Origin of the sequence: Nocardioides rotundus (assembly GCF_019931675.1) — a bacterium.
GTDB lineage: Bacteria > Actinomycetota > Actinomycetes > Propionibacteriales > Nocardioidaceae > Nocardioides > Nocardioides rotundus.
Genome location: NZ_CP082922.1, coordinates 1,014,070 through 1,034,595, shown reverse-complemented (window position 1 = coordinate 1,034,595; position 20,526 = coordinate 1,014,070). Strand labels below are relative to the sequence as shown.

Genomic DNA, 20,526 nt, shown 5'->3' with positions numbered 1-20,526 from the left:
CCGCCTACGGCACGTAGGCTGGACGCCGTGGACACCGAGGACGTGCTCCGGCTGCTGGTCGAGGTCTCCGAGGAGGCGATCAACCCCCGGTTCCGGGCCCTCTCGGACGCCGAGGTGGCCGAGAAGAACCCCGGCGACCTGGTGACGGTGGCCGACCGTGAGGCCGAGGTGCTCATCACCGAGCGGCTGCGGAGCGCCTACCCCGGTGCGGTGATCCTCGGCGAGGAGGCGTACGCCGCCGACGCGTCGCTCATGGACGCCTTCCGCGCCGCGGACCACGCCTTCACCGTCGACCCGGTCGACGGGACGAAGAACTTCGTGCGCGGCTCGCCGGACCACGCCGTCATGGTCTCGGAGATCCGCGGCGGCGAGATCGTCCGCGGCTGGATCTGGCAGCCCCAGCACGGGCTCGGCTACGTCGCCGAGAAGGGCGCCGGCGCCTATCGCAACGGCGAGCGGCTGCGCCGTACCCCTCCCCCCGAGGAGCCCGGGCGCTGGCGGGGCGTGACCTCCCGTCGCGACTGGATCGGCCGCACCATCGGCGAGATCCCGCCGCTGGAGCTGACCTGGATCTCGTGCGGCATCGACTACCCGCACCTGGTGGAGGGCGACGCCGACTTCCTGCTCTACAGCGGCGCCCACCCGTGGGACCACGCCCCGGGCGGCCTGCTGCTCGCCGAGGCCGGCGGGGAGCTCGCGCAGGCCGCGGGCGGCGACTACCGCGCGCAGGTGGAGGTGCCGCGCGGCGACTCCCGGATCCGGCTCGTGGCGGCCGCGTCACCCGGCCTGGGCCAGGCGGTCGTCCCTCTGCTCGGGGCCTGAGCGCACCAGTCCGTCGAGGACGGCCGGGGCGTTGCTTCGGGTCACCACGAGCGGGGGTACGGCGACCCGCTGGGCGCCGTCGCGCAGGCCGAGCCATCGGCGCCAGTGCCGCTCGAAGGCGTGCGCCGGGGCGAGCCGGCCCCGCTCGAGCTGGCCGGTGAGCGCGGTGGCACGACTCACCTCGACCAGCAGCAGCGACACGTCCCATCCGCGACGCCGGGCCAGCCCGAGGAGGGCCTCCCGGCGCCGCGGACGGGTCGCGGTGTCGTGGATCAGGACGGTGCGGCCGAGCCGGGGGCCGGCCAGGGTCACCGCCCACACCAGCAGCTGGTGGGCCAGGTGGACCAGCGGCCGCCACGCCAGCCGCTCCCGCAGCGTGTCCGGGTCGAGGACCAGCGTGCCCGGCCGGCCGGCGTACCGACGCAGGAGCGTGCTCTTGCCCGCCCCGGGCACGCCGCCGACCAGCACCATCCGCACACCTTCAGTCAACCCGGCCGTGCTGGGACCGGCCTGAGGTCAGTCTGAGGGGATGCTGTGGATCAGTGCGCCTCGGGCACCACCCGGTCGTGGCGCAGGCTGGTCGCGCGGGTCTCCTTGGCCAGCAGCACCGAGACGACGGTGATCACCGAGGCGATCGCGACGTAGACGCCGACCGCGAAGGTGTCCGGGTTCGCCAGGTCGTCGCCGAGCAGCTTCAGCGCGATGATCGGCGCCAGCGCTCCGGCGAAGATCGACGCCAGCTGGTAGCCCACCGAGGCGCCGGTGTAGCGCACCGTGGTGCCGAACAGCTCGGAGAAGAACGCCGCCTGCGGGGAGTACATCAGCGCGTGCAGAACCAGGCCGACGATCACCGCGAGCACGATCTTGGTCTCGTCCTTGGTGGCGATCAGGTCGAAGAAGACGAAGGTCCAGATCGCGACGCCGACCGCGCCGAGCAGATACAGCGGCCGACGGCCGACCCGGTCGGAGAGCGCGCCGATGGCCGGGATGACGAAGAAGTGCACGACCGAGCCGATGAGCAGCGCCTCGAGGATGAGGCCCTTGTCGTCCGGCGTGCCCGCGTAGGTGGTGAGGAAGGTGATCGAGATGACGGTGAAGATGTAGTAGGAGATGTTCTCCGCCATCCGCATGCCCATGGCTAGGAAGACCTCCTTGGGGTACTTCCGGATCACCTCCAGCAGCGGCATGTGACCGGCCGTCTCCTTCTTCTCCTCCAGCTCCGCACGCGCCTCCTTGAAGACCGGCGACTCCTCGATCGCCAGCCGCACCCACAGCCCGATCAGCACCAGCACGGCGCTCAGCAGGAACGGGATGCGCCAGCCCCAGGCGGCGAAGTCCTCGGGCGACTGCACGAAGGCGAGCACCCAGAGGACGCCCGTGGCCAGCAGGTTGCCGAGGGCGACGCCGGCCTGCGGCCAGCTGGACCAGAAGCCGCGCTGGTGGTCCTCGCCGTGCTCGGCCGCCATCAGCACCGCGCCGCCCCACTCGCCGCCGACGGCGAAGCCCTGCAGCAGCCGGCAGAAGATCAGCAGCAGCGGCGCGGCGATGCCGATGGTGGCGTACGTCGGCAGCAGGCCGATCGCGAACGTGCCGATCCCCATCATCAGCAGCGAGACCACCAGCATCTTCTTCCGGCCCACCTTGTCGCCGTAGTGGCCGAAGACGATGCCGCCGAGGGGGCGGGCCGCGAAGCCGAGGGCGTAGGTCATGAACGCGTAGAGCGTGCCCTCGGTGCCGCCGACCTTGCCGAAGAACGCCTCGCCGAAGACGAGCGCGGCCGCGGAGCCGAAGAGGAAGAAGTCGTACCACTCGACCGCGGTGCCGATCAGGCTGGCGAAGACGACCTTGACGATGTTGTCGCGCTGGGCCGGCTCGTTCGGGCCGGCCGAGCCGGGCGCGGCGCCGGTGGAGGTGGAGCTCATGGGAGGTGCCTTTCTTGCGGGGGAATCGGGGGACGGCGGGCCGCTCAGGCAGCGGTCCAGCCGCCGTCCAGGAGGAAGGAGGAGCCGGTGACCGAGGCGGAGCCGGGGCCGCAGAGGTAGGCGACCATGCCCGCGACCTCCTCGGGCTCGACGAGCCGCTTGACCGGGGTGCGCGCGAGCAGCACGTCGTCGACGACCGCGCTCTCGTCGATGCCGTGCGCCTTGGCCTGGTCGGCGATCTGGCCCTCGACCAGCGGGGTGCGGACGTAGCCGGGGCAGACGGTGTTGGAGGTGACGCCCCGGCCGGCGGCCTCGAGGGCGATCACCTTCGACAGACCCTCGAGCCCGTGCTTGGCCGCGACATAGGCGGACTTGTACGGCGAGGCCCGGTGGCCGTGGACCGAGCTGATGTGGACCAGCCGGCCCCAGCCCGCGTCGTACATCCCCGGCAGGAGCCGGCGGGCGAGCAGGAACGGCGCCTCGAGCATCAGCTGCTGGATCAGGCGGAACCGCTCGGGGTCGAACTCCTCGATCGGCGCGACGTGCTGGATGCCCGCGTTGTTGACCAGGATGTCGGCCTGCACGTCCAGCGCGTCGATCGCGGCGCCGTCGGTCAGGTCGAGGGCCCGGTGGTCGCCGCCGATCTCGGCGGCCACCTTCGCCGCACCATCGGCCTCGCGGTCGAGCACGGTGACGTGGGCGCCCTGCCCGGCGAGTCGGGCCGCCACGGCCGCGCCGATCCCGCTGGCACCGCCGGTGACGAGGGCGCGATGGCCGGAGAGCGGCGCGGCCGGATGGGGGGTGGGGGGCATGCCGAGGACCGTAGGCCGGATGTGCTCCGGCTCACCATGGTCCCGCAGGTCATAGCCGTCGCCCGGTCATGTGTCGAAGTCACATGATCAGCGGGGCAGGTACTTCTCCACGCCCCGCTCCCGGCGCCGCCGGTTGTGCCGGACGAGCAGGCCCACGATCACGATCGGGAGCAACAGGACCAACACCAGGGCCACCCACTGGCCCGTCGCGGACGCGGAGAGCAGTGCGGTCGGCATCCACCCAGCCTAACCGCCGCGACCGCGGACCCAGCCTGTCCGCGATGGCTCCTGCGTGCGGGTCATGACGACGAACCCGAAGCTCGACCTGGTGATCCTCGACTGCCCCGACGCCCTGGAGCTGTCCGCGTTCTACGGCGAGGTGCTGGGCTGGCAGCCCGAGCAGGGGGCCACCCGCGACTGGGCGGTGCTCGTCCCACCCGAGGGCGGCATCACGCCGGAGAACCCCGGCGGCCGCACCGCCCTGGCCTTCCAGCGGATCGAGGACTGGGTGCCGCCCACCTGGCCCGGCGGGAGCACCCGCAGCAGTTCCATCTCGACCTGACCACCGGCGACGACATCGCCGGTGTCGAGCAGCTCGTCCTGGCGGCCGGCGCGACGGTGCACGAGCACCAGCCGTCGACCGACGGCGGCTTCAAGGTCTACCTCGACCCCGTGGGACATCCATTCTGCCTGATCCGCTGACCCGGGGCGGTCACCCGATCGGCTCCGGGCTGTCACCCGGGAGCAGAAGCTGGGGAACCTGGGTGAGGGCGTAGCTGCCGGGACTCGTGCGGGTCAGGAGATAGACCATGTCGAACCGCTCCGGCGGCCAGGCGGCGGGGACGGGCGGCTCGACCACGCCGAAGCTCTCCACGAGGTCGGGGATGCGCAGGTGGTCCCAGCAGACGAGGGTCGCCCCGTCGTGCTCGCGGACCCGCGCGGCCAGCTCCTCCTCCTGCCCCACCGCGCACGGCATCTCGAGCCGGACGCCCAGCTGGTCGGCCACCAGGCTGACCGTCTCCGACTCGCGCCGATGCTTGCCGTCGGTGGGATGGGCGGCGTACACCCGCTCCGGTCGCACCAGCGGCGGCCGCGGCGAGGCGTCCACCGGCGCGAAGAGCCCCACCAGCGCGCCCGCGCGCGCCCAGCCCCGCGTGATGAGGGCGTGCCGGTCGTGATCCCCGTCCCGCGTGATCCCGTGCGGCGGCCCACCGTCCTCCGGCGGCTTCTCGCCGTGCCGCACGATCATGATCACCTGCGGGCCGGCACTGCCGCCCGCCTCACCCTGGTTCATGGGACTCCTCGTCTCTCGGGGTCTCTCGGGGCTGCCATCCTGCCCCGCCCCCCGTGCGGGCTCCACCCCCCAGCCGAGCCCGGCCGTGAGCAACTCCACCCATGGCGGCCGCGGGCCGCCGTACTCCTGCCGGGATGTGCCGGACAGGCGCCCATTGGTGGACTTGCTTGCGAGGAGACCCGGGTGCGGGCGGGGAAGCGGGCCTCAGCCGCCGTGGAGGCGCCGCAGGCGCAGGGCGAGCTGGAGGTCCAGGGCGCGGTCGGGGTCGCGCCAGCCGCGGCCGAGCAGCTCGGTGACCCGGTCCAGCCGCTGCACGACGGTGTTCGGGTGCACGTGGAGCGCGACCGCGGCGTCCTTGTGGCGCCCGCCGGCGGCGTACCAGGCGTCCAGGGTGTCGACCAGCGAGGTGCCGCGAGCGGCGTCCCACTCCAGCACGGGCCCCAGCGCGTCGGTGAGGAACTCCGCGACCGCCTCGGGGCCGTTGTCGCCGAGCAGCAGCCGGGCCAGCCCGAGGGCCCGGGCGTCCGCGACCTCGCCGCGGCGACCCAGGGAGAGCAGCGCGTCCAGGCAGCGGCGCGCGTCGTCGTACGCCGCCCGCACGCCGGCCACCTCGGGCTCCGTGGAGAGCGCGCACCCGATGGTGGCCTCGCCGCCCGCACCCGCCAGCGCGGTGTGCAGCTCCTCCCCCAGGCCGAGCGGGTCCTCACCCGGCACGACGAGGACCACGGCGCCGTGATGCTCGCCGGCGAGCCCGTGCCGGCCGGCGGCGAGGCGGGCGACGATCCGGGTGGCGGCGTACCGCTCCATCCCCTCGACCGCGGCCGCCAGCCCGACCAGGGGCGGCGCCAGCGACGCGCCACGGCGCCGCAGCCGCTCGCGCACCCGCACCGGTGCGCCCATCCGCCGCTCCAGCAGGTCGGTCAGCAGCTCCGAGCCGAGCCGCTCCTCGGCCTCCGCCGCCGCGCGGGCGAAGAGCAGCACCAGCGCCGTGACCAGCGCCCCGCGCTCCAGGGTGCGCCGCTCGGCTTCGTCCGGCTCCGGCTGCCGGGGATGCAGCACCAGGGTCGCGAGGTGCTCCGAGCCGGCCATCGCCGCCGCCACCAGCAGCCCGTCGGCGGACACTGATCGTCCGGAGGCGACCGACTCCGCGACGGCGGCATCCCACGCCGGGCCGGCGGGCACGGGCGGCCCGGCGAGGAGCGCCCCGTCCGGTCCGTACACCGCGAGCCCCGCGTCCAGCAGCCCGGCCAGCGCCTCGGCCACCTCGTCGACTCCCCCGCCGTGCAGCAGCAGGTCGGTGAGCCGGTCGTGCGCGGCGGCCGCCCGCTCCACCGCGGCGGTGTGCTCGGTCATGGTCCGGTGGGCCCGGTCCAGCTCGGCGAAGAGCCGCGCGTTCTCCAGCGCGACGGCGGCATGCGCGGCGAAGGACGTCAGCAGCGACACCTCCTCCGGCGGGAACGGCCGCACGCTGCGGTGCACGGCCAGCAGCGTGCCGATCACCTCGCCCTCGACCAGCAGCGGCACCCCGAGGATCGCCCGGATCCGCTCCCCGGCGACCGCGTCGTCGATGTACGTGCGGTGCACGAAGCGGGCGTCGGCCTGATAGTCCTCGGTGAAGTACGGCGCCCCGCGCTGCGCCACCAGCCCGAGCAGTCCGGTCCCCAGCGGCAGCCGCAGCCGGGCGAACTCCGGCGTCAGCGCTCCGTCGGTCACCTTCATGTAGGACGCGCCGTCCTGCTCGTCGTTGAGCGACAGGTAGGTCATGTCCGCCCGGAGCAGCTGTCGGGCCCGGCGCACGATCGCGGTGAGGATCGCGTCCACGTCCCGGATCGCGGTCAGGTCGCTCGCGGTCTCATAGAGCGCCGCGGTCTCCCGCTCCCGCTGGTCCTGCCGGCGCATCCGCTCCTGCAGCCGCAGCGCGAGGTCGTACTCCCGGCGCAGCTCCGCCGGGTCCCCGTCGGAGCCGGCCAGCAATCGGTCGAACTCCGCGCGCGGGGCGCCGTCGGCCAGCAGGTCCAGGAAGGTCGCCATCGTCACGGGAGCACGTCGGCGACGACCGCCGTCGCGTTGTCCAGCCCGCCCGCCTCCAGCGCCTCGGCCACCAGCCGGTCGGCCGCGTCCTGCGGGTTGCGCACCTCGGCGAGCACCCGCGCGATGGCGGCGTCGTCGATCATCCCGGAGATGCCGTCGCTGCACAGCAGCAGTCGCATGTCCGGGGCGGCGGGCAGGCGGAAGAAGTCCGGCTCGGGCACGCCGGGACCGCCGAGGGCCCGGGTGACCACGTGCCGCTCGGGGTGGACCGCCGCCTGGGCGGGGGTGATCCGGCCGGCGTCGAGGAGCTCCTGCACCACCGAGTGGTCCACGGAGACCCGGCGCAGCCCCTCCTCGGTGAGCAGGTAGGCACGCGAGTCGCCGAGGTTGGCGACCACCCAGACCGGCCCCGCGTCGTCGGTGGCCAGGACGGCGACGACGACCGTCGTGCCGGCGTACCAGACCGGGTCCTTGCTCCCCTGCTCGGCGGCGTAGTCGGCGATCCGTGCCTGCGCGGCGGCGAGCGCCTCCTGGACGGCGGCCGCGGCGGCGCGCGAGTCGGCGCCGCCGGCCTCGACCCGCTCCAGCTCCTCGACCGCGATCCGGCTGGCCACCTCGCCCCCGTGGTGGCCGCCCATCCCGTCGGCGACGGCGAGCACCGGAGGTGCCGCGAGCAGGGCGTCCTGGTTGATCTCACGCACGCGGCCCACGTCCGTGGTCGCTCCGACCGCCAGCTCCACCGGGTCCATCGCGCCTCCTTGCGACCTCTGTGCCGGGCGATCGCACCACCCGGACCTCGGTAGCGTAGTTCCGATGGCCACCAGCACCCCGCACCGTACGCTCGCCGACCAGCTCCGCGCCTGGCCGGACGAGCGGCTGGCCCGCCTGCTCACGGCGCGTCCGGACCTGGCGTCCCCCGCCCCGCAGGACACCGGGCAGCTGGCCTCGCGGGCCGGCGTACGCTCCTCGCTCCTCGCCGCGACCGAGCAGCTGGACCGCACCGAGCTCGCGGTGCTGGAGGCGCTCGTGGTGCTCGGACCGCAGTCCGCGGCGGCCCTGCGCGACGTTGTGCACGCCGCGCCGGAACGTGTCGACGCCGCGCTCGAGCGGCTCCTCGACCTGGCGCTGGCGTGGGGCGACTCCGACCAGGTCCGGGCGCTCAGCGCGGTCGGCGACGGGTTCGCCCCCGGGTCGCCCGGCAGCTCCGGCCTGCGGGCCGCGGTCTCCCCCGACGGGCTGCCGCCGGCGGCCGAGCGCCTGGCCGAGGCGAGCCCCGAGGCGGTGACGCTGCTGCGCCATCTCGACGAGCACGGCGGCGAGGGGACCTCCGCCGGCGGCGAGGGCACCCCGGCCGGCGAGCTGATCGCGCGGCGCCTGGTGCTGCCACGGGAGAACGGCACCGTCGTGCTGCCCGCCGACGTCGCCGTCGCCCTCCGCGGCGGACACACCACCGCCGACGCGGTGGACGAGCCGCCCGCGGTGATCACCGCCGAGCGCACGGCCGAGCTCGTCGACCGCGCGGCCGCGGGCGCCGCCTTCGAGGCGGTACGGCGGACCTCGCTGCTCCTGGAGACCTGGGGCTCCCAGCCCCCCAACGTGCTCCGCGCGGGCGGCCTGGGCGTGCGCGACCTCAAGGCCGCGGCCACGCTGCTGCAGGTCGCCGAGAGCGAGGCGGCGCTGCTGATCGAGGTGGCCTCGCGAGCCGGGCTGCTCGGCCCCACCACGGGCCCGACGGGCGACCAGGTATGGGCACCCACCGACGGCTTCGACCGGTGGGAGCGGCTGTCGGTCGCCGAGCAGTGGCGGGCGCTGGCCCGGGCCTGGCTGGAGAGCCCGCGCCTGCCCGGGCTGGTCGGCACCAAGGACCGGGCCGGGAAGACCTGGAACGCCCTCGTGCCGGAGCTGGCCAGCCGGTACGCCGCGGAGACGCGGCGCATGACGCTGGAGCTGATGGGCGAGCTGCCCGAGGGCCAGGTGCTGGCGTCCGGGACCGGCGTACCCTCCCTCGTCTCGCGCCTCGCCTGGCTGCGGCCGCGCCGCCCGGGGCCGCGGGCGGACCTGGCCGGCTGGGCGGTCAGCGAGTCCGCGCACCTCGGCGTGACCGCGCTGGGCGGACTCTCCTCCCCGGCCCGGGCGCTGCTGGCTGGCGACAGCGAGCGGGCGGCCACGCTGCTGGAGCCGCTGCTGCCCGCGCCGGTCGACCAGGTGCTGCTGCAGGCGGACCTCACCGCCGTCGCGCCCGGCCCGCTGGAGCCGTCGGTGGCGCGGCGGCTGCACGACGTCGCCGACGTCGAGTCGCGCGGCGGCGCCACGGTTCACCGGTTCACCCAGGCCTCGGTGCGACGCGCCCTCGACGCGGGGTGGACCGCCGCCGAGGTGCACGACTTCGTCGGGTCGGTCTCGCGGACGCCGGTCCCGCAGGCGCTCGCCTATCTCGTCGACGACGTCGCCCGGACCCACGGCTCGATCAAGGTCGGGCACGCCGAGTCGTTCGTGCGCGCCGACGACGAGGCCGCGCTGGCCGGGCTGCTGCACCATCCGCGCGCATCGTCGCTGGAGCTGCGCCGGATCGCGCCCACGGTGCTGGTCAGCACCCTGCCGCCGGAGCTCCTGCTGCCCCGGCTGCGCGAGCTGGGGGCGGCGCCGGTGGTGGAGTCGCCCGACGGGACGATGCACGTGACCCGGCCGGAGGTGGTCCGCGCTCGCGGCCGCCGGCCGGTCGCCGACGGGGCCGAGCGGGCGCGGCAGTCCGCGCAGGTGGGGGCGGTCGTGGCCGCCGTACGCGCGGGCGACCGCGCCACCGCGTCCCGCCCGACGACCGCGTCGGCCCGCCTCACCCCCGCGGAGACGCTGGCCCGGCTCAGCGAGGCGGCCGAGGCCGGGCTGTCGGTGTGGATCGGGTACGTCGACAACCACGGGACAGCCTCCGAGCGGATCGTCGAGCCCCGCCGCGTCGACGGCGGCCAGCTCACGGCCTACGACCACCGCTCCGAGGACCTGCGCGGCTTCGCGATCCACCGGATCACCGCCGTCCGCCCCGTCCGACCGGGCAGTTGATGCACCCATAACCCCGCCACCGGGCACTTGCTGCATCCACAACCCCGCCACCGGGCACTTGATGCACCCACAAACCCACCACCGGGCACTTGATGCACCCACAAACCCACCACCGGGCACTTGATGCACGTAAGCAGCGGGTGCCCTCAGCCGGCCGCCGCCTTCTGCCGGGCCCGGAAGGCCGCGACATTGGCCCGCGAGGAGCACCGGTCCGAGCAGTAGCGCCGGGACCGGTTAGGTGAGGTGTCGACGAACACGTCGTCGCACTTCTCCGACGCGCAGACGCCGAGCCGGTGCGGGTCCATGTCGCACACCAGCGTGGCCAGGCCGAGCAGCGCCTCGCCGATGAGCAGGTCCGCCACCGAGGCGGCCTTGGTCGCCACGTGCAGGTGCAGGTCGTCGTCGTGGTCGCTGATCCGCGGGGTGATCGGGTGCGCCTCCATCAGCGCGTTGAGGCCGTCGATCTGCCGGCGTACGTCGTTCGCGTCGGCCGCCTCGAACACCTCCCGCAGTTCCCCGGCGAAGCGGCGCATCGCGGTCGCGTCGCGGTCGGTCGTCTGCTCCTGCAGCCATTGGCGGCCGTCGAGATGGTCCCGCAGGCCGGCGGCGTCGGGCAGGTCGGCGTTGACCAACGCCGCCGCGCTCTCGGCGTACCGGATGAAGTCCATCGTTCCAATGTAGTCGCGAGCGCCAGCCGAGCCGGCGCGGGAAGTGACATCTGTTGCCCGGTGGGCACCATATGGATGCATCTGATGCCCGCTGGGCCCCACATGGATGCACCAACTGCCCGGTCGGCGGGATATTGGGTGCATCTGATGCCCGGTGGGCGGATTGTGGGGGCAACAACTGCCCGGTCGCTGGGAGGGCCGCCGTACGCTTGCCGGTTGTGACCAGTGCAGACCAGGGACCGCTCATCGTCCAGTCGGACAAGACGCTCCTCCTCGAGGTGGACCATGAGCGCGCGGCCGACGCCCGCAAGGCGATCGCGCCGTTCGCGGAGCTCGAGCGCTCCCCCGAGCACGTGCACACCTACCGCCTCACGCCGCTCGGCCTGTGGAACGCCCGCGCGGCCGGGCACGACGCCGAGCAGGTGGTCGACACCCTGCTCACCTACTCCCGCTACGCCGTGCCGCACGCGCTGCTGGTCGACGTCGCCGAGACGATGGCGCGCTACGGCCGGCTGCGGTTGGAGAAGCACCCGACCCACGGGCTGGTCCTCTCCAGCACCGACCGCCCGGTCCTGGAGGAGGTCCTGCGGGCGAAGCGGATCCAGGGGATGCTGGGCGCCCGGATCGACGACGACACCGTCGCCGTCCACCCCTCCGAGCGCGGGAACCTCAAGCAGGCTCTGCTCAAGCTGGGCTGGCCGGCGGAGGACTTCGCGGGGTACGTCGACGGCGAGGCCCACCCGATCGCGCTGGACGAGTCCGACTGGTCGCTGCGCCCCTACCAGTCCGAGGCCGCCGAGTCGTTCTGGCACGGCGGCAGCGGGGTCGTCGTCCTCCCCTGCGGCGCGGGCAAGACCCTCGTCGGCGCGGCCTCGATGGCACAGGCGCAGGCGACCACGCTGATCCTGGTCACCAACACCGTCAGCGCGCGGCAGTGGAAGGAGGAGCTGGTCCGCCGTACCTCCCTGACCGAGGACGAGATCGGGGAGTACTCCGGGTCGGTGAAGGAGATCCGGCCGGTGACCATCGCGACCTATCAGGTCCTCACCACCAAGCGGAAGGGCGTCTACCCGCACCTGGAGCTGCTGGACGCGCGCGACTGGGGGCTGATCGTCTACGACGAGGTGCACCTGCTGCCTGCGCCGATCTTCCGGATGACCGCCGACCTGCAGGCGCGCCGACGGCTCGGGCTGACCGCGACCCTGGTGCGCGAGGACGGCCGCGAGGGCGACGTGTTCAGCCTGATCGGCCCCAAGAGGTACGACGCTCCGTGGAAGGACATCGAGTCCCAGGGGTGGATCGCCCCCGCCGAGTGCGTCGAGGTCCGCGTGACGATGACCGAGTCCGAGCGGCTCGCCTACGCCACCGCCGAGCCGGAGGAGCGCTACCGGCTCGCCGCCTCGACCCCGGCGAAGACGAGGGTGGCGGAGTCGCTGGTCGCCAAGCACGCGGCCGAGCCGACGCTGGTGATCGGGCAGTACATCGACCAGCTCGACGAGCTCGGCGCCGACCTGGACGCCCCGGTGATCAAGGGCGACACCAGCGTCAAGGAGCGGCAGCGGCTGTTCGCGGCCTTCCGGTCCGGCGAGATCTCCCTGCTGGTGGTCTCCAAGGTCGCCAACTTCTCCATCGACCTGCCCGAGGCCGCGGTGGCGATCCAGGTCTCCGGATCCTTCGGGTCCCGGCAGGAGGAGGCCCAGCGGCTGGGCCGCCTGCTGCGCCCGAAGTCCTCGGGTCGCGCGGCGCGGTTCTACACGATCGTCACGCGGGACACCGTGGACGCGGACTTCGCGCAGAACCGGCAGCGGTTCCTGGCCGAGCAGGGCTACGCCTACGAGATCAAGGACGCGGTCGACCTCTGAGGTCGTGACCGGGGTCACCGAGGGGTTACTCCTCGGTACGCCGTCGTGCATGATCGGCACATGCACCCCGCCAGCGTTGCCCGCTCGACCGGACTCTGGGCCCTCAACCACGGGGTCCCGCGGGTGGTCTTCCACCTGCAGGCGCGCAAGGGCGAGCCGCTGGCGCGGATCCAGACCGACCCGGTGCTGCGCGAGCACCCGGAGGCGATGTGGCAGCAGGTGCGCGAGCGCGGCGACCTCGTGCGCGGCGGCTACGCCTGGGTGACGGCCTCGCTGGACGTCGGCTCGCGGGTGCTGCGCGGGGACGAGTTCGGCGTCCCGCTCCCCGAGCCGTCGAGCCCTACCGCGCGGCGGCTGGACCGCTTCCGCGACCCGTGGGCCGCCGGGCCGGTGGACCCGCCGAGCCTGCTCGCGATCGATCCGCCGGACCACACGCGCCTGCGCCGGCTGGTCAGCCGCGCCTTCACCGCACGCCGGGTCGCCGGGATGGAGGCCGACATCGAGGCCACCACGCACAAGCTGCTGGACCAGCTCGCCGGGGAGCGCCGTACCGACCTGATCGAGTCCTTCGCCGCCCAGCTGCCGGTGACCGTGATCGCGGACCTGCTCGGGGTGCCCGCCGAGGAGCGTGCCCCGCTGCTCGGCTGGGGCGACGGGGCCGCGCGCCTGCTCGACACCGGCCTGGGCCTGCGCCAGTTCCGCCGTGCCGAGCGGGCGATCCGCGAGATGCACCAGTGGGTCAACGACCACGTGGAGCGGCTGCGGCGCCAGCCGGGCGACGACCTGCTCAGCGCGGTGATCCAGCAGGCCGACGACCTGCCCGCGGACGAGCGGCCCACCCGGCACGAGCTGCGCGCCCTCGCCCTGCTGGTCCTCGGCGCCGGGTTCGAGACGACGGTGAACCTGATCGGCAACGCCGTCCAGTTGCTCTCCGACCACCCCGACCAGCGCGATGCCCTCGTCGCGGCGCCGGACGGGTGGGGCAACGCGGTGGAGGAGGTGCTGCGCTACGACTCGCCCGTCCAGCTCACCGCGCGGATGGTGCGTCGCCCCGTCGAGGTCGCCGGCCGCTCCCTGCGCCCGGGTCACGCCGTGGTCGTGATGATCGGCGCGATGCACCGGGACCCGGCCGTGTTCGAGGACCCGCATCGCTTCGACGTCACGCGGCAGAACGCGGCCGACCACCTCGCCTTCAGCGCCGGGCCACACTTCTGCCTCGGCGCCGGACTGGCCCGGGTCGAGGCGCGCGTCGGGTTGGCGGCTCTCTACGAGCGCTATCCGTCGCTGTCCGTCGAGGGCCACGGAGTACGCCGGCCCACGCGCGTGCTGCGCGGCTTCGAGTCGCTGCCGGTGCGGCTGGGCTAGGACACCCGCTCGCACAGGTCGGACTCGGTCCCCTGGTCCACCAGCATGGCGCGCGAGTCGTCGGGCGCGAAGCCGACCACGTGCCGTCCGTTGAGCAGGTAGAAGCCGGGGTCCATCCCTGGCGTGCCCGTCGGCCAGCCCATGCCGACCGGCCCGTTGGTCTCGTATGTCTCCATCGTCCCGTCCTCGCGGAGCGTGGCGGTCGAGTGACCGCTGAGGCTCACCCGCGCCGTGGCTCCGCTGGTCAGGTTGGTCAGCTCGACCAGGAGGGCACCGCGGTAGGCGACCACCCGGGGCGCGCCACTCTCGTAGGACTCCTCCACGCGCTGCTCGACCGCTTGGCGGATCGGGTCCGCCTGCAGGTCGAAGTCCCCGCAGTAGCGCTCGGCCGGCAGGGTAAGGCTGCCCTGAGGGGCGGGCTGCCACGGGTCGGCCGCCGCGGCTGACGCCGGCAGGGCACCGACAGCCAGTGGGGCGAGGAGCGCGGTTACAGTGGCACGGAGCATCTGATCGTCCTAACCGAAAATAGATATTAACCAGTTAGGCACTTCTAGTCGGTTAGTTTGGGCCCGTCAAGGGAGGACCCATGGGTGCGTGGTGGATCGAGGTCGACGGCCTGGTGCTGCCCAAGCCCCTGTCGGGAGACCCCGGGCTGGAGCTGGTCAACACCCGGTCCGGCTGGGGTGAGCCGTTCGACGATCGACAGGACTACCTCCGCTCCTTCGACCACCTGGTGACGCTGGCGCGGGAGCAGGGGGTCCTGGAGGCCGAACGGGCGGCGAATCTGCTGGGCCGCCAGACCCCCGCCTCCGAGCGCGAACGGGTCCGCACCCGGCGACTGCGCGCCGACGCGCACGCAGCCCTCACCGGATCCGCCTCGACCCCCGCATTGAACCGACTCGCGGACGCTGCCCGGGCGGCGCGATCGCGGCAGCACCTGGTTCCCGCGGAGCACGGGGCGCGCTGGGCCTTCACCGGCCGGCCCCGGCCGTCCGAGCCGCTCGACGGGCTGATCCTGGTGGTGGCCGACCTCCTCACCTCGCCCCGGGCGTCGACGGTCGCCTCCTGCCCCGGCCACGACTGCGGCTGGCTCTTCCTCAACACCTCCGGACGTCGGCGCTGGTGCCAGATGGCGGTCTGCGGCAACCGCGCCAAGCAGGCCGCCTGGACCGCGCGGCAGTGATCACCCGGCGGCGACCCTCGACAACCAGGCCCGGATCACGCCACGGGCACGACGGGCGTCCATCCGGTCCGGAGCCAGACTGAGGTGCAGCGCCAGCCCGTCGAGCAGCGCATGCAGCTCGGCGACCAGGGCGCGGCGCCTGGCGTCGGAGAGGTCCGGTGCGGTGAGGTGGACCGCCCACCGGCAGACGCTGTCGATCCCCTCGTGCGCCTCCGCGACGAGCGGGGCGAGGTCCGGCTCGGTCCTGCTCAGCGTGGTGAGCTCCAACCAGACCTCGAACTCCGCGACCCGATCGGCATCCAGGGGCAACAGCTCGGAGAGCAGGTCCAGGGCGGTGGCACCGGAGCGGCCCTTGCGCCGGACCCGCTCGGCCACCCGCGAGGCCAGGGCGGCCATGGTGAAGGCGATCAGCTCGGCCTGACTGGAGAAGTAGTGCCGCAGCGACCCGGGCGAGCGCCCAGCCTCGGCGGCCACGGCGCGCACCGACACGGCGGAGACGCCATCGCGCTCGATCACCCGCAGCACGGCGTCCACCAGCTCGGCGCGGCGCTCCTCGTGATCCACGATCTTCGGCATGTGCCTTTTCTAGCACACTCGTGCTATCTTCTTTTTCAACACAGTCGTGTCAGAAAAGGAGTCGTCATGCTCTACGCCGTGATCATCACCTGCGAGGTGCTGTTCTGGGTGTTCCTGTTCGGCGGCCTCGCGGCCCGCTACATCGCGCGGCTTCCCCGGCTGGGCGCCACCCTGCTGGTCATGGCTCCCCTGGTCGACGTGGTCACGCTGGGCGCAGCCGTGCTGGATCTGCGCGCCGGAGGCGAGCCCTCGTTCGCCCACGTGCTGGCCGCCATCTTCATCGGCGCGAGCGTCGGCTTCGGGCATCCGATGATGCGCTGGGCCGACGTCCGGTTCGCCCACCGCTACGCCGGCGGCCCGGCGCCCGCACCCAAGCCGACCTGGGGCCGGGCGCACGCGGCGCACGAGCGGCTGCAGTGGCGGCGGCACCTGGTGATGTGGGCGGTGAGCGCCGGCCTGCTGACGCTCGCCGCGCTGATCGTGGGCGGCGTGGCAGCGCCGTACTTCCTCAACATCGTCCGGATCCTCACCATCATCGTGGTGATCGACGGCATCGTCTCGCTGTCCTACACCTTCCGGCCACGCCCCTCCCCGGCCGGGGAGCCAGCAGGGACTCCCGTGGCACGCTGACAGCACACCCGAAATCCGGGGTGCAACGCATTTCCCGCGTCGTACCGTCCTCGACGGCCCGCCACCCGGGCGGGCCACGACGATGAGGGAAGGACGATGAAGCAGCTGACCGAGACGCTCCTGAGCTGGGCGTCGATCCTCGAGGACACCACGCGCGAGCAGGCGGAGACCACGGCGACGATGCCGTTCATCCACCCGCACGTCGCGCTGATGCCCGACGCCCACCTGGGGCTGGGCGCGACCGTGGGCTCGGTGATCCCGACCCTGGGCGCGATCATCCCCGCCGCCGTGGGCGTGGACATCGGGTGCGGCATGATCGCCGTGCGCACGCCGTACACCGCCGACGAGCTGCCCGCCGACCGGGCGCCGGTGCGGGAGGCCATCGAGCGCGCGGTGCCGCTCAACGCCGGCGCCGCGAACCGCACGGTGAGCCGGGACCACACCCGCGAGCGGCTCGAGCGTCTGCGGAGCCTCGCCGACGAGGCGGGCTTCGACCCCGCGACCTACGCCGCGCGCTGGGAGCTGCAGTTGGGCACCCTCGGCTCCGGCAACCACTTCATCGAGGTGACCGTGGACGAGGAGTCCCGGGTGTGGCTGTTCCTGCACTCGGGCTCGCGGGGCGTCGGCAACAAGATCGCCCAGCACCACATCGGGGTGGCGCGCGAGCAGTGCGCAGGCGAGCAGCTGCCGCACCGCGACCTGGCCTACCTCACCGAGGGCACGCCGGAGTTCGACGCCTACATCGCCCAGATGCGGTGGGCGCAGACCTACGCGCTGCTCAACCGCGAGGAGATGATGGACCGGGTCGCGCGGCAGTTCGCCGAGTGGGTCGGCACCGCCGAGGTCGAGCGCACCGAGGAGATCAACTGCCATCACATCTACACCGAGCCGGAGCACCACTACGGCAAGGACGTGTGGCTGTCCCGGAAGGGCGCGATCAACGCAGAGGCGGGGCGGCCGGGCCTGATCCCGGGGTCGATGGGTACGGCGTCCTACGTCGTCGTCGGCAAGGGCGACCCGGCGTCGCTCAACTCGGCGCCGCACGGGGCCGGGCGCAGCTTCTCCCGGACCCGGGCTCGCAAGACCTTCACCGTGGAGGACCTGCGGGCCGCGATGACGGGCATCGAGTACCGCGACACCGACGCGTTCATCGACGAGATCCCCGCGGCCTACAAGGACATCGACCAGGTGATGGCCGACGCGGCCGACCTGGTCGAGGTCCGCCACGTGCTGCGGCAGGTGGTGAACGTCAAGGGCGACTGACCCCTGCCCATCCCGGAGACGCGCGGGCACAACCACCGTCGGCCGGCCGGGCTCACGCTCGGCCGGCACCGGCGACCCGGCCTGTGTCCGCGCGTCTACGACACCGCGGCGGGTCAGTCGGCGCGCGCGAAGGTGAGGGTCTCGCCGCGCGCGCCGCCCATCCACACGTCCTGGCAGGCCTCGGCCATCTCCGCGAGGCCCTCGACGATCTCGCCGAAGACGTTGCCGGGCACCCAGCCCTGGTCGCCGTTGATCAGCAGGTTGTTCCGGCCGTAGAACACCGCGAGGTCGATGATCCCACCCTGCTCGGCGGCGCGGTGCTCCTCCTCCCGCTCATAGCCGTAGGCCGGGTTCCCGAGGTCGGAGCCGTCGAAGGTGAACCAGCAGACGTCGCCCGGGATCGGCGTGATGGTGGTGTTCTCCTTGCCCGGGTCCGTCGGCGCGAACCGCGGCAGCAGGGCATAGATCTCGTTGCGCGCGTACTTGCCGTGGTAGACCGGCGCGCTCAGGGGCAGCGCGTCCCACACCGCCGCGCAGGTGCGGGGCGCCGCCTCCTCCAGCAGGCGGACCCGGCAGCTCACGCCGCGCCGGTCCAGGGTGATGGTGATGTGACGGGCCACGGTTCACTCCTCGGTCTCGGGGTCGAGCAGGGTCGGTACGGCGTCGTGCCAGCCGGTGCGCGCCTGGTAGGCCTCGCCCACCCGCAGCACCAGCGCGTCCGCGTGGCGAGGCCCGACGACCTGCAGCCCGATCGGGCGCCGGTCGGCGGTGAGCCCGCACGGCACGGAGAGCGCCGGCTGCTGGGTCATGTTGAAGGGATAGGTGTACGGCGTCCAGGAGGTCCACGGCTCTGGCCAGCCCTGCGGCGCCTGCCGGCCGAGTGGGAACGCGGGCATGGGCATGGTGGGAGTGAGGAGGACGTCGTACTCCTGGTGGAACAGGCCCATCCGGCGGCCGTGCTCCATCCGCACCGCCATCGCGTCCAGGTAGTCCGAGGCGGTCCGCTCCAGGCCGAAGGTGCGGATCGCGTCGGCCAGCCCGGGGTCGATCCGGTCCAGCGCGTCGGGGCCGTAGGGCTGCACGACCTTCGCGGCGCCGGTGAACCACAGGGTGTGGAAGGCGTCGACGGGGTCCTCGAGCCCCGGATCGGCCTCCTCGACGTGAGCGCCCGCGTCGGCGAGCACGTCGACCGCCTCCCGGAACGCCCGGTCCACCTCGGGGTCGTTGCGGACGTCGAAACCCAGCCTCGGGGAGACCGCGACCCGCAACCCCGCCACGCCCGCGTCCAGCCCGTCGAGGTAGGAGCGGACCGGCGGCGCGAGCGCCGACCAGTCCCGCGGGTCGGGCCGGGCCAGGAGGTCCATCATCAGCGCCGCGTCCCGCACCGTCCGGGTCATCGGCCCGGCGTGCGCCAGCGTGCCGTAGGGGCTTGCGGGGTAGAGCGGCACCTGGCCGAACGTCGGCTTGAGCGCGACCGTGCCGGTGAAGGAGGCCGGGATCCGCACCGAGCCGCCCCCGTCGGTGCCGACCGACCAGGCGCCCATCCCCAGACCCACCGCGGCGGCGGCCCCGCCGCTCGACCCGCCGGCGGTGAGGCCCGCGCCCCACGGGTTGCCGGTGGCGCCGTGCCGCAGCGAGTCGGTCACGCCCTTCCAGGCGAACTCGGGCGTGGTGTTCTTCCCGAGCAGGACGCAGCCGGCCTCCCGCAGCCGGGCGACGGTGGGAGCGTCCTCCTCCCAGGGCTGGTCGGCGTCGATCAGCCGGCTGCCGCGCAGGGTCGGCCAGCCGCGGGTGATGAGGATGTCCTTGATCGTGGTGGGCACGCCGTCGACCGGGCTCAGCGGCGCGCCACGCTCCCACCGGGCCGCCGACTCCTCGGCGGCCGCGAGGGCGCCGTCGGTGTCGGTGAACAGGATCGCGTTGACCGCGTCGTTCCCGTCCTCGATCCGCACCAGCGCCGCCCGGGTCTCGGCGACCGGGTCGGTCGTCCCGGCCGCGAAGGCAGCGCCCAGCTCGGTGGCGGTCGGCCGTCGCGCGTCCATCAGGCCCCTCCGCTCACGTAGCCCAGCCGCTTGTCGACCACGTTGGTCAGCGGCTCGCCGGCCAGCCACCGCTCCGCCAGGTCGGCGAACTGCCGGGCCAGGGTGTCGCGCCACCCGACGACGTCTCCGCTCATGTGGGCGGAGACGACGAGCCCGGGCGCGTCCCAGAGCGGTGAGTTCTCCGGCAGCGGCTCGGTCTCGAACACGTCCAGGGACGCCGCCGCCAGGGGTCCGGACTCCAGCGCCTCCACCAGGTCGGCCTCGACCACGCTGGCGCCGCGGCCGATGTTGACGAAGTGCGCCCCGGGCCGCATCGCGGCGAACACGGCAGCGTCGAAGAGGCCGGTGGTCTGCGGCGTGAGGGGCGTGGCGTTGATGACGTGGTCGGCCCACCCGACGTGGTCGGCGAGCTCCCGACTGGAGACGACCCGGCCCAGGTCGGGGTCGTCGTCGGCCGGACGACGGCCGGCCCCGCGGACCTCGACCCCCACCGCGGTGAGCAGCCGGGCGATCTCGCGGGCGATGGCACCGGTCCCGACGACCAGCGCGGTGCTGCCCGCGAGCGCGGCCGGCTCCCGGTGCCGCCACTCGTGCCGGCGCTGCAGCTCCCTGCTCTCGTGCAGCAGCTTGGCCTGCGCCAGCACCGACGCGAGGACGAACTCCGCGATCGGGCGGTCGAAGACGCCGCGGGCGTTGGTCACCACGACCTCGGAGTCGCGCAGCTCGTCGAAGAGCAGGGAGTCCACCCCCGCCGCGGCGACGTGGATCCACTCCAGCGCGTCGGCGGCCGGCCAGGCGCCCTCGACGGCGGTGGAGAAGAAGTCCCACAGGAACAGCACGCTGGCGCCCGGCAGCGCGTCGGCGAGGCCGTCGGCGTCGGTCAGCCGCAGGTCCAGCCGGTCGGTCAGCTCGTCGAGGTACGGCGGCCGGTCCCGGTCGGCGGTGGTCAGCACCACGGCCACGGGTCGGTCGGTCACTCCTGCACGGTAGAAACGCCGC

General features: G+C 73.7%; 22 protein-coding genes. 9 read left to right on the top strand and 13 right to left on the bottom strand.

The features are described from left to right. Positions 1-27: 27 nt before the first annotated feature. Positions 28-822, top strand: coding sequence for an inositol monophosphatase family protein (locus tag K8W59_RS05060; protein ID WP_223397689.1), 795 nt, complete (start codon positions 28-30; stop codon positions 820-822). On the opposite strand, the gene K8W59_RS05055 is transcribed toward K8W59_RS05060, so the two are convergent. The 4 genes from K8W59_RS05055 to K8W59_RS05040 form a co-directional block, all read right to left on the bottom strand. Further along, on the bottom strand, positions 778-1,293 hold the full coding sequence (locus tag K8W59_RS05055; protein WP_223399734.1) for an ATP-binding protein: 516 nt from the start codon (positions 1,291-1,293) through the stop codon (positions 778-780). The genes K8W59_RS05060 and K8W59_RS05055 overlap by 45 nt on opposite strands. A 68-nt stretch (positions 1,294-1,361) precedes the next feature. Then, positions 1,362-2,744, bottom strand: coding sequence for an MFS transporter (locus K8W59_RS05050; protein WP_223397688.1), 1,383 nt, complete (start codon positions 2,742-2,744; stop codon positions 1,362-1,364). Between the two features lie 44 nt (positions 2,745-2,788). After that, positions 2,789-3,556, bottom strand: a complete 768-nt coding sequence (locus tag K8W59_RS05045) for a 3-hydroxybutyrate dehydrogenase (protein ID WP_223397687.1) — start codon at positions 3,554-3,556, stop codon at positions 2,789-2,791. Between the two features lie 87 nt (positions 3,557-3,643). Then, on the bottom strand, positions 3,644-3,793 hold the full coding sequence (locus K8W59_RS05040; protein WP_223397686.1) for a hypothetical protein: 150 nt from the start codon (positions 3,791-3,793) through the stop codon (positions 3,644-3,646). Positions 3,794-3,857: 64 nt separating this feature from the next. Between K8W59_RS05040 and K8W59_RS05035 the strand changes: the two genes are divergently transcribed. Both K8W59_RS05035 and K8W59_RS20140 read left to right on the top strand, forming a co-directional pair. Continuing rightward, positions 3,858-4,118, top strand: coding sequence for a VOC family protein (locus K8W59_RS05035; RefSeq protein ID WP_263283288.1), 261 nt, complete (start codon positions 3,858-3,860; stop codon positions 4,116-4,118). Then, positions 4,061-4,258 carry a VOC family protein gene (locus K8W59_RS20140; RefSeq protein ID WP_263283305.1) on the top strand — a complete coding sequence of 66 codons (198 nt, stop codon included), beginning with the start codon at positions 4,061-4,063 and terminating at the stop codon, positions 4,256-4,258. Before K8W59_RS05035 ends, K8W59_RS20140 begins: the two co-directional genes overlap by 58 nt. A gap of 10 nt (positions 4,259-4,268) precedes the next feature. Here K8W59_RS20140 and K8W59_RS05030 read toward each other — a convergent pair whose 3' ends face one another. The 3 genes from K8W59_RS05030 to K8W59_RS05020 all read right to left on the bottom strand — a co-directional run bounded on the left by K8W59_RS05030 (position 4,269) and on the right by K8W59_RS05020 (position 7,630). Next, the gene (locus K8W59_RS05030; protein ID WP_223397685.1) at positions 4,269-4,850 is read right to left on the bottom strand and encodes a hypothetical protein; all 582 of its coding nucleotides are present in this window, start codon (positions 4,848-4,850) and stop codon (positions 4,269-4,271) included. Between the two features lie 204 nt (positions 4,851-5,054). After that, positions 5,055-6,881 carry a helix-turn-helix domain-containing protein gene (locus tag K8W59_RS05025; protein WP_223399733.1) on the bottom strand — a complete coding sequence of 609 codons (1,827 nt, stop codon included), beginning with the start codon at positions 6,879-6,881 and terminating at the stop codon, positions 5,055-5,057. 2 nt (positions 6,882-6,883) lie between these two features. After that, the gene (locus tag K8W59_RS05020) at positions 6,884-7,630 is read right to left on the bottom strand and encodes a PP2C family protein-serine/threonine phosphatase (protein WP_223397684.1); all 747 of its coding nucleotides are present in this window, start codon (positions 7,628-7,630) and stop codon (positions 6,884-6,886) included. A 64-nt stretch (positions 7,631-7,694) separates the two neighbouring features. On the opposite strand from K8W59_RS05020, the gene K8W59_RS05015 reads away from it, so the two are divergent. Then, complete coding sequence (locus K8W59_RS05015; RefSeq protein ID WP_223397681.1) at positions 7,695-9,938, top strand: helicase-associated domain-containing protein; 2,244 nt, start codon at positions 7,695-7,697, stop codon at positions 9,936-9,938. Positions 9,939-10,084: 146 nt separating this feature from the next. On the opposite strand, the gene K8W59_RS05010 is transcribed toward K8W59_RS05015, so the two are convergent. Beyond that, positions 10,085-10,606 carry a CGNR zinc finger domain-containing protein gene (locus K8W59_RS05010; protein ID WP_223397677.1) on the bottom strand — a complete coding sequence of 174 codons (522 nt, stop codon included), beginning with the start codon at positions 10,604-10,606 and terminating at the stop codon, positions 10,085-10,087. A gap of 218 nt (positions 10,607-10,824) precedes the next feature. Here K8W59_RS05010 and K8W59_RS05005 point away from each other — a divergent pair, with 218 nt between their 5' ends. Together K8W59_RS05005 and K8W59_RS05000 are read left to right on the top strand one after the other, a co-directional pair. Then, positions 10,825-12,468 (top strand): DNA repair helicase XPB, encoded by a 1,644-nt coding sequence (locus K8W59_RS05005; protein WP_223397674.1) that lies wholly within the window; start codon positions 10,825-10,827, stop codon positions 12,466-12,468. A 60-nt stretch (positions 12,469-12,528) separates the two neighbouring features. Further along, positions 12,529-13,833, top strand: coding sequence for a cytochrome P450 (locus tag K8W59_RS05000; RefSeq protein WP_223397671.1), 1,305 nt, complete (start codon positions 12,529-12,531; stop codon positions 13,831-13,833). On the opposite strand, the gene K8W59_RS04995 is transcribed toward K8W59_RS05000, so the two are convergent. Next, on the bottom strand, positions 13,830-14,339 hold the full coding sequence (locus K8W59_RS04995; RefSeq protein ID WP_223397668.1) for a hypothetical protein: 510 nt from the start codon (positions 14,337-14,339) through the stop codon (positions 13,830-13,832). The two genes, K8W59_RS05000 and K8W59_RS04995, sit on opposite strands and share 4 nt — an antisense overlap. A gap of 80 nt (positions 14,340-14,419) precedes the next feature. Between K8W59_RS04995 and K8W59_RS04990 the strand changes: the two genes are divergently transcribed. Continuing rightward, entirely contained in the window at positions 14,420-15,016 is a 597-nt protein-coding gene (locus tag K8W59_RS04990) for a CGNR zinc finger domain-containing protein (RefSeq protein ID WP_223397664.1), read from the top strand. On the opposite strand, the gene K8W59_RS04985 is transcribed toward K8W59_RS04990, so the two are convergent. Beyond that, on the bottom strand, positions 15,017-15,592 hold the full coding sequence (locus tag K8W59_RS04985) for a TetR/AcrR family transcriptional regulator (RefSeq protein ID WP_223397662.1): 576 nt from the start codon (positions 15,590-15,592) through the stop codon (positions 15,017-15,019). A 66-nt stretch (positions 15,593-15,658) separates the two neighbouring features. Between K8W59_RS04985 and K8W59_RS04980 the strand changes: the two genes are divergently transcribed. Together K8W59_RS04980 and K8W59_RS04975 are read left to right on the top strand one after the other, a co-directional pair. Continuing rightward, positions 15,659-16,222, top strand: coding sequence for a hypothetical protein (locus K8W59_RS04980; RefSeq protein ID WP_223397659.1), 564 nt, complete (start codon positions 15,659-15,661; stop codon positions 16,220-16,222). A gap of 96 nt (positions 16,223-16,318) precedes the next feature. Beyond that, positions 16,319-17,485: an RtcB family protein gene (locus K8W59_RS04975; RefSeq protein ID WP_223397656.1), complete on the top strand. Its 1,167-nt coding sequence runs from the start codon at positions 16,319-16,321 to the stop codon at positions 17,483-17,485. Between the two features lie 113 nt (positions 17,486-17,598). On the opposite strand, the gene K8W59_RS04970 is transcribed toward K8W59_RS04975, so the two are convergent. The 3 genes from K8W59_RS04970 to K8W59_RS04960 are packed head-to-tail and all read right to left on the bottom strand — an operon-like array spanning position 17,599 to position 20,504. Beyond that, positions 17,599-18,105, bottom strand: coding sequence for a DUF3830 family protein (locus K8W59_RS04970; protein WP_223397654.1), 507 nt, complete (start codon positions 18,103-18,105; stop codon positions 17,599-17,601). 3 nt (positions 18,106-18,108) lie between these two features. Beyond that, positions 18,109-19,527, bottom strand: a complete 1,419-nt coding sequence (locus K8W59_RS04965; RefSeq protein ID WP_223397652.1) for an amidase — start codon at positions 19,525-19,527, stop codon at positions 18,109-18,111. Then, a complete protein-coding gene (locus K8W59_RS04960) occupies positions 19,527-20,504 on the bottom strand; it encodes a D-2-hydroxyacid dehydrogenase (protein WP_223397650.1) in 978 nt (325 codons plus the stop codon). Before K8W59_RS04960 ends, K8W59_RS04965 begins: the two co-directional genes overlap by 1 nt. Positions 20,505-20,526 lie beyond the last annotated feature (22 nt).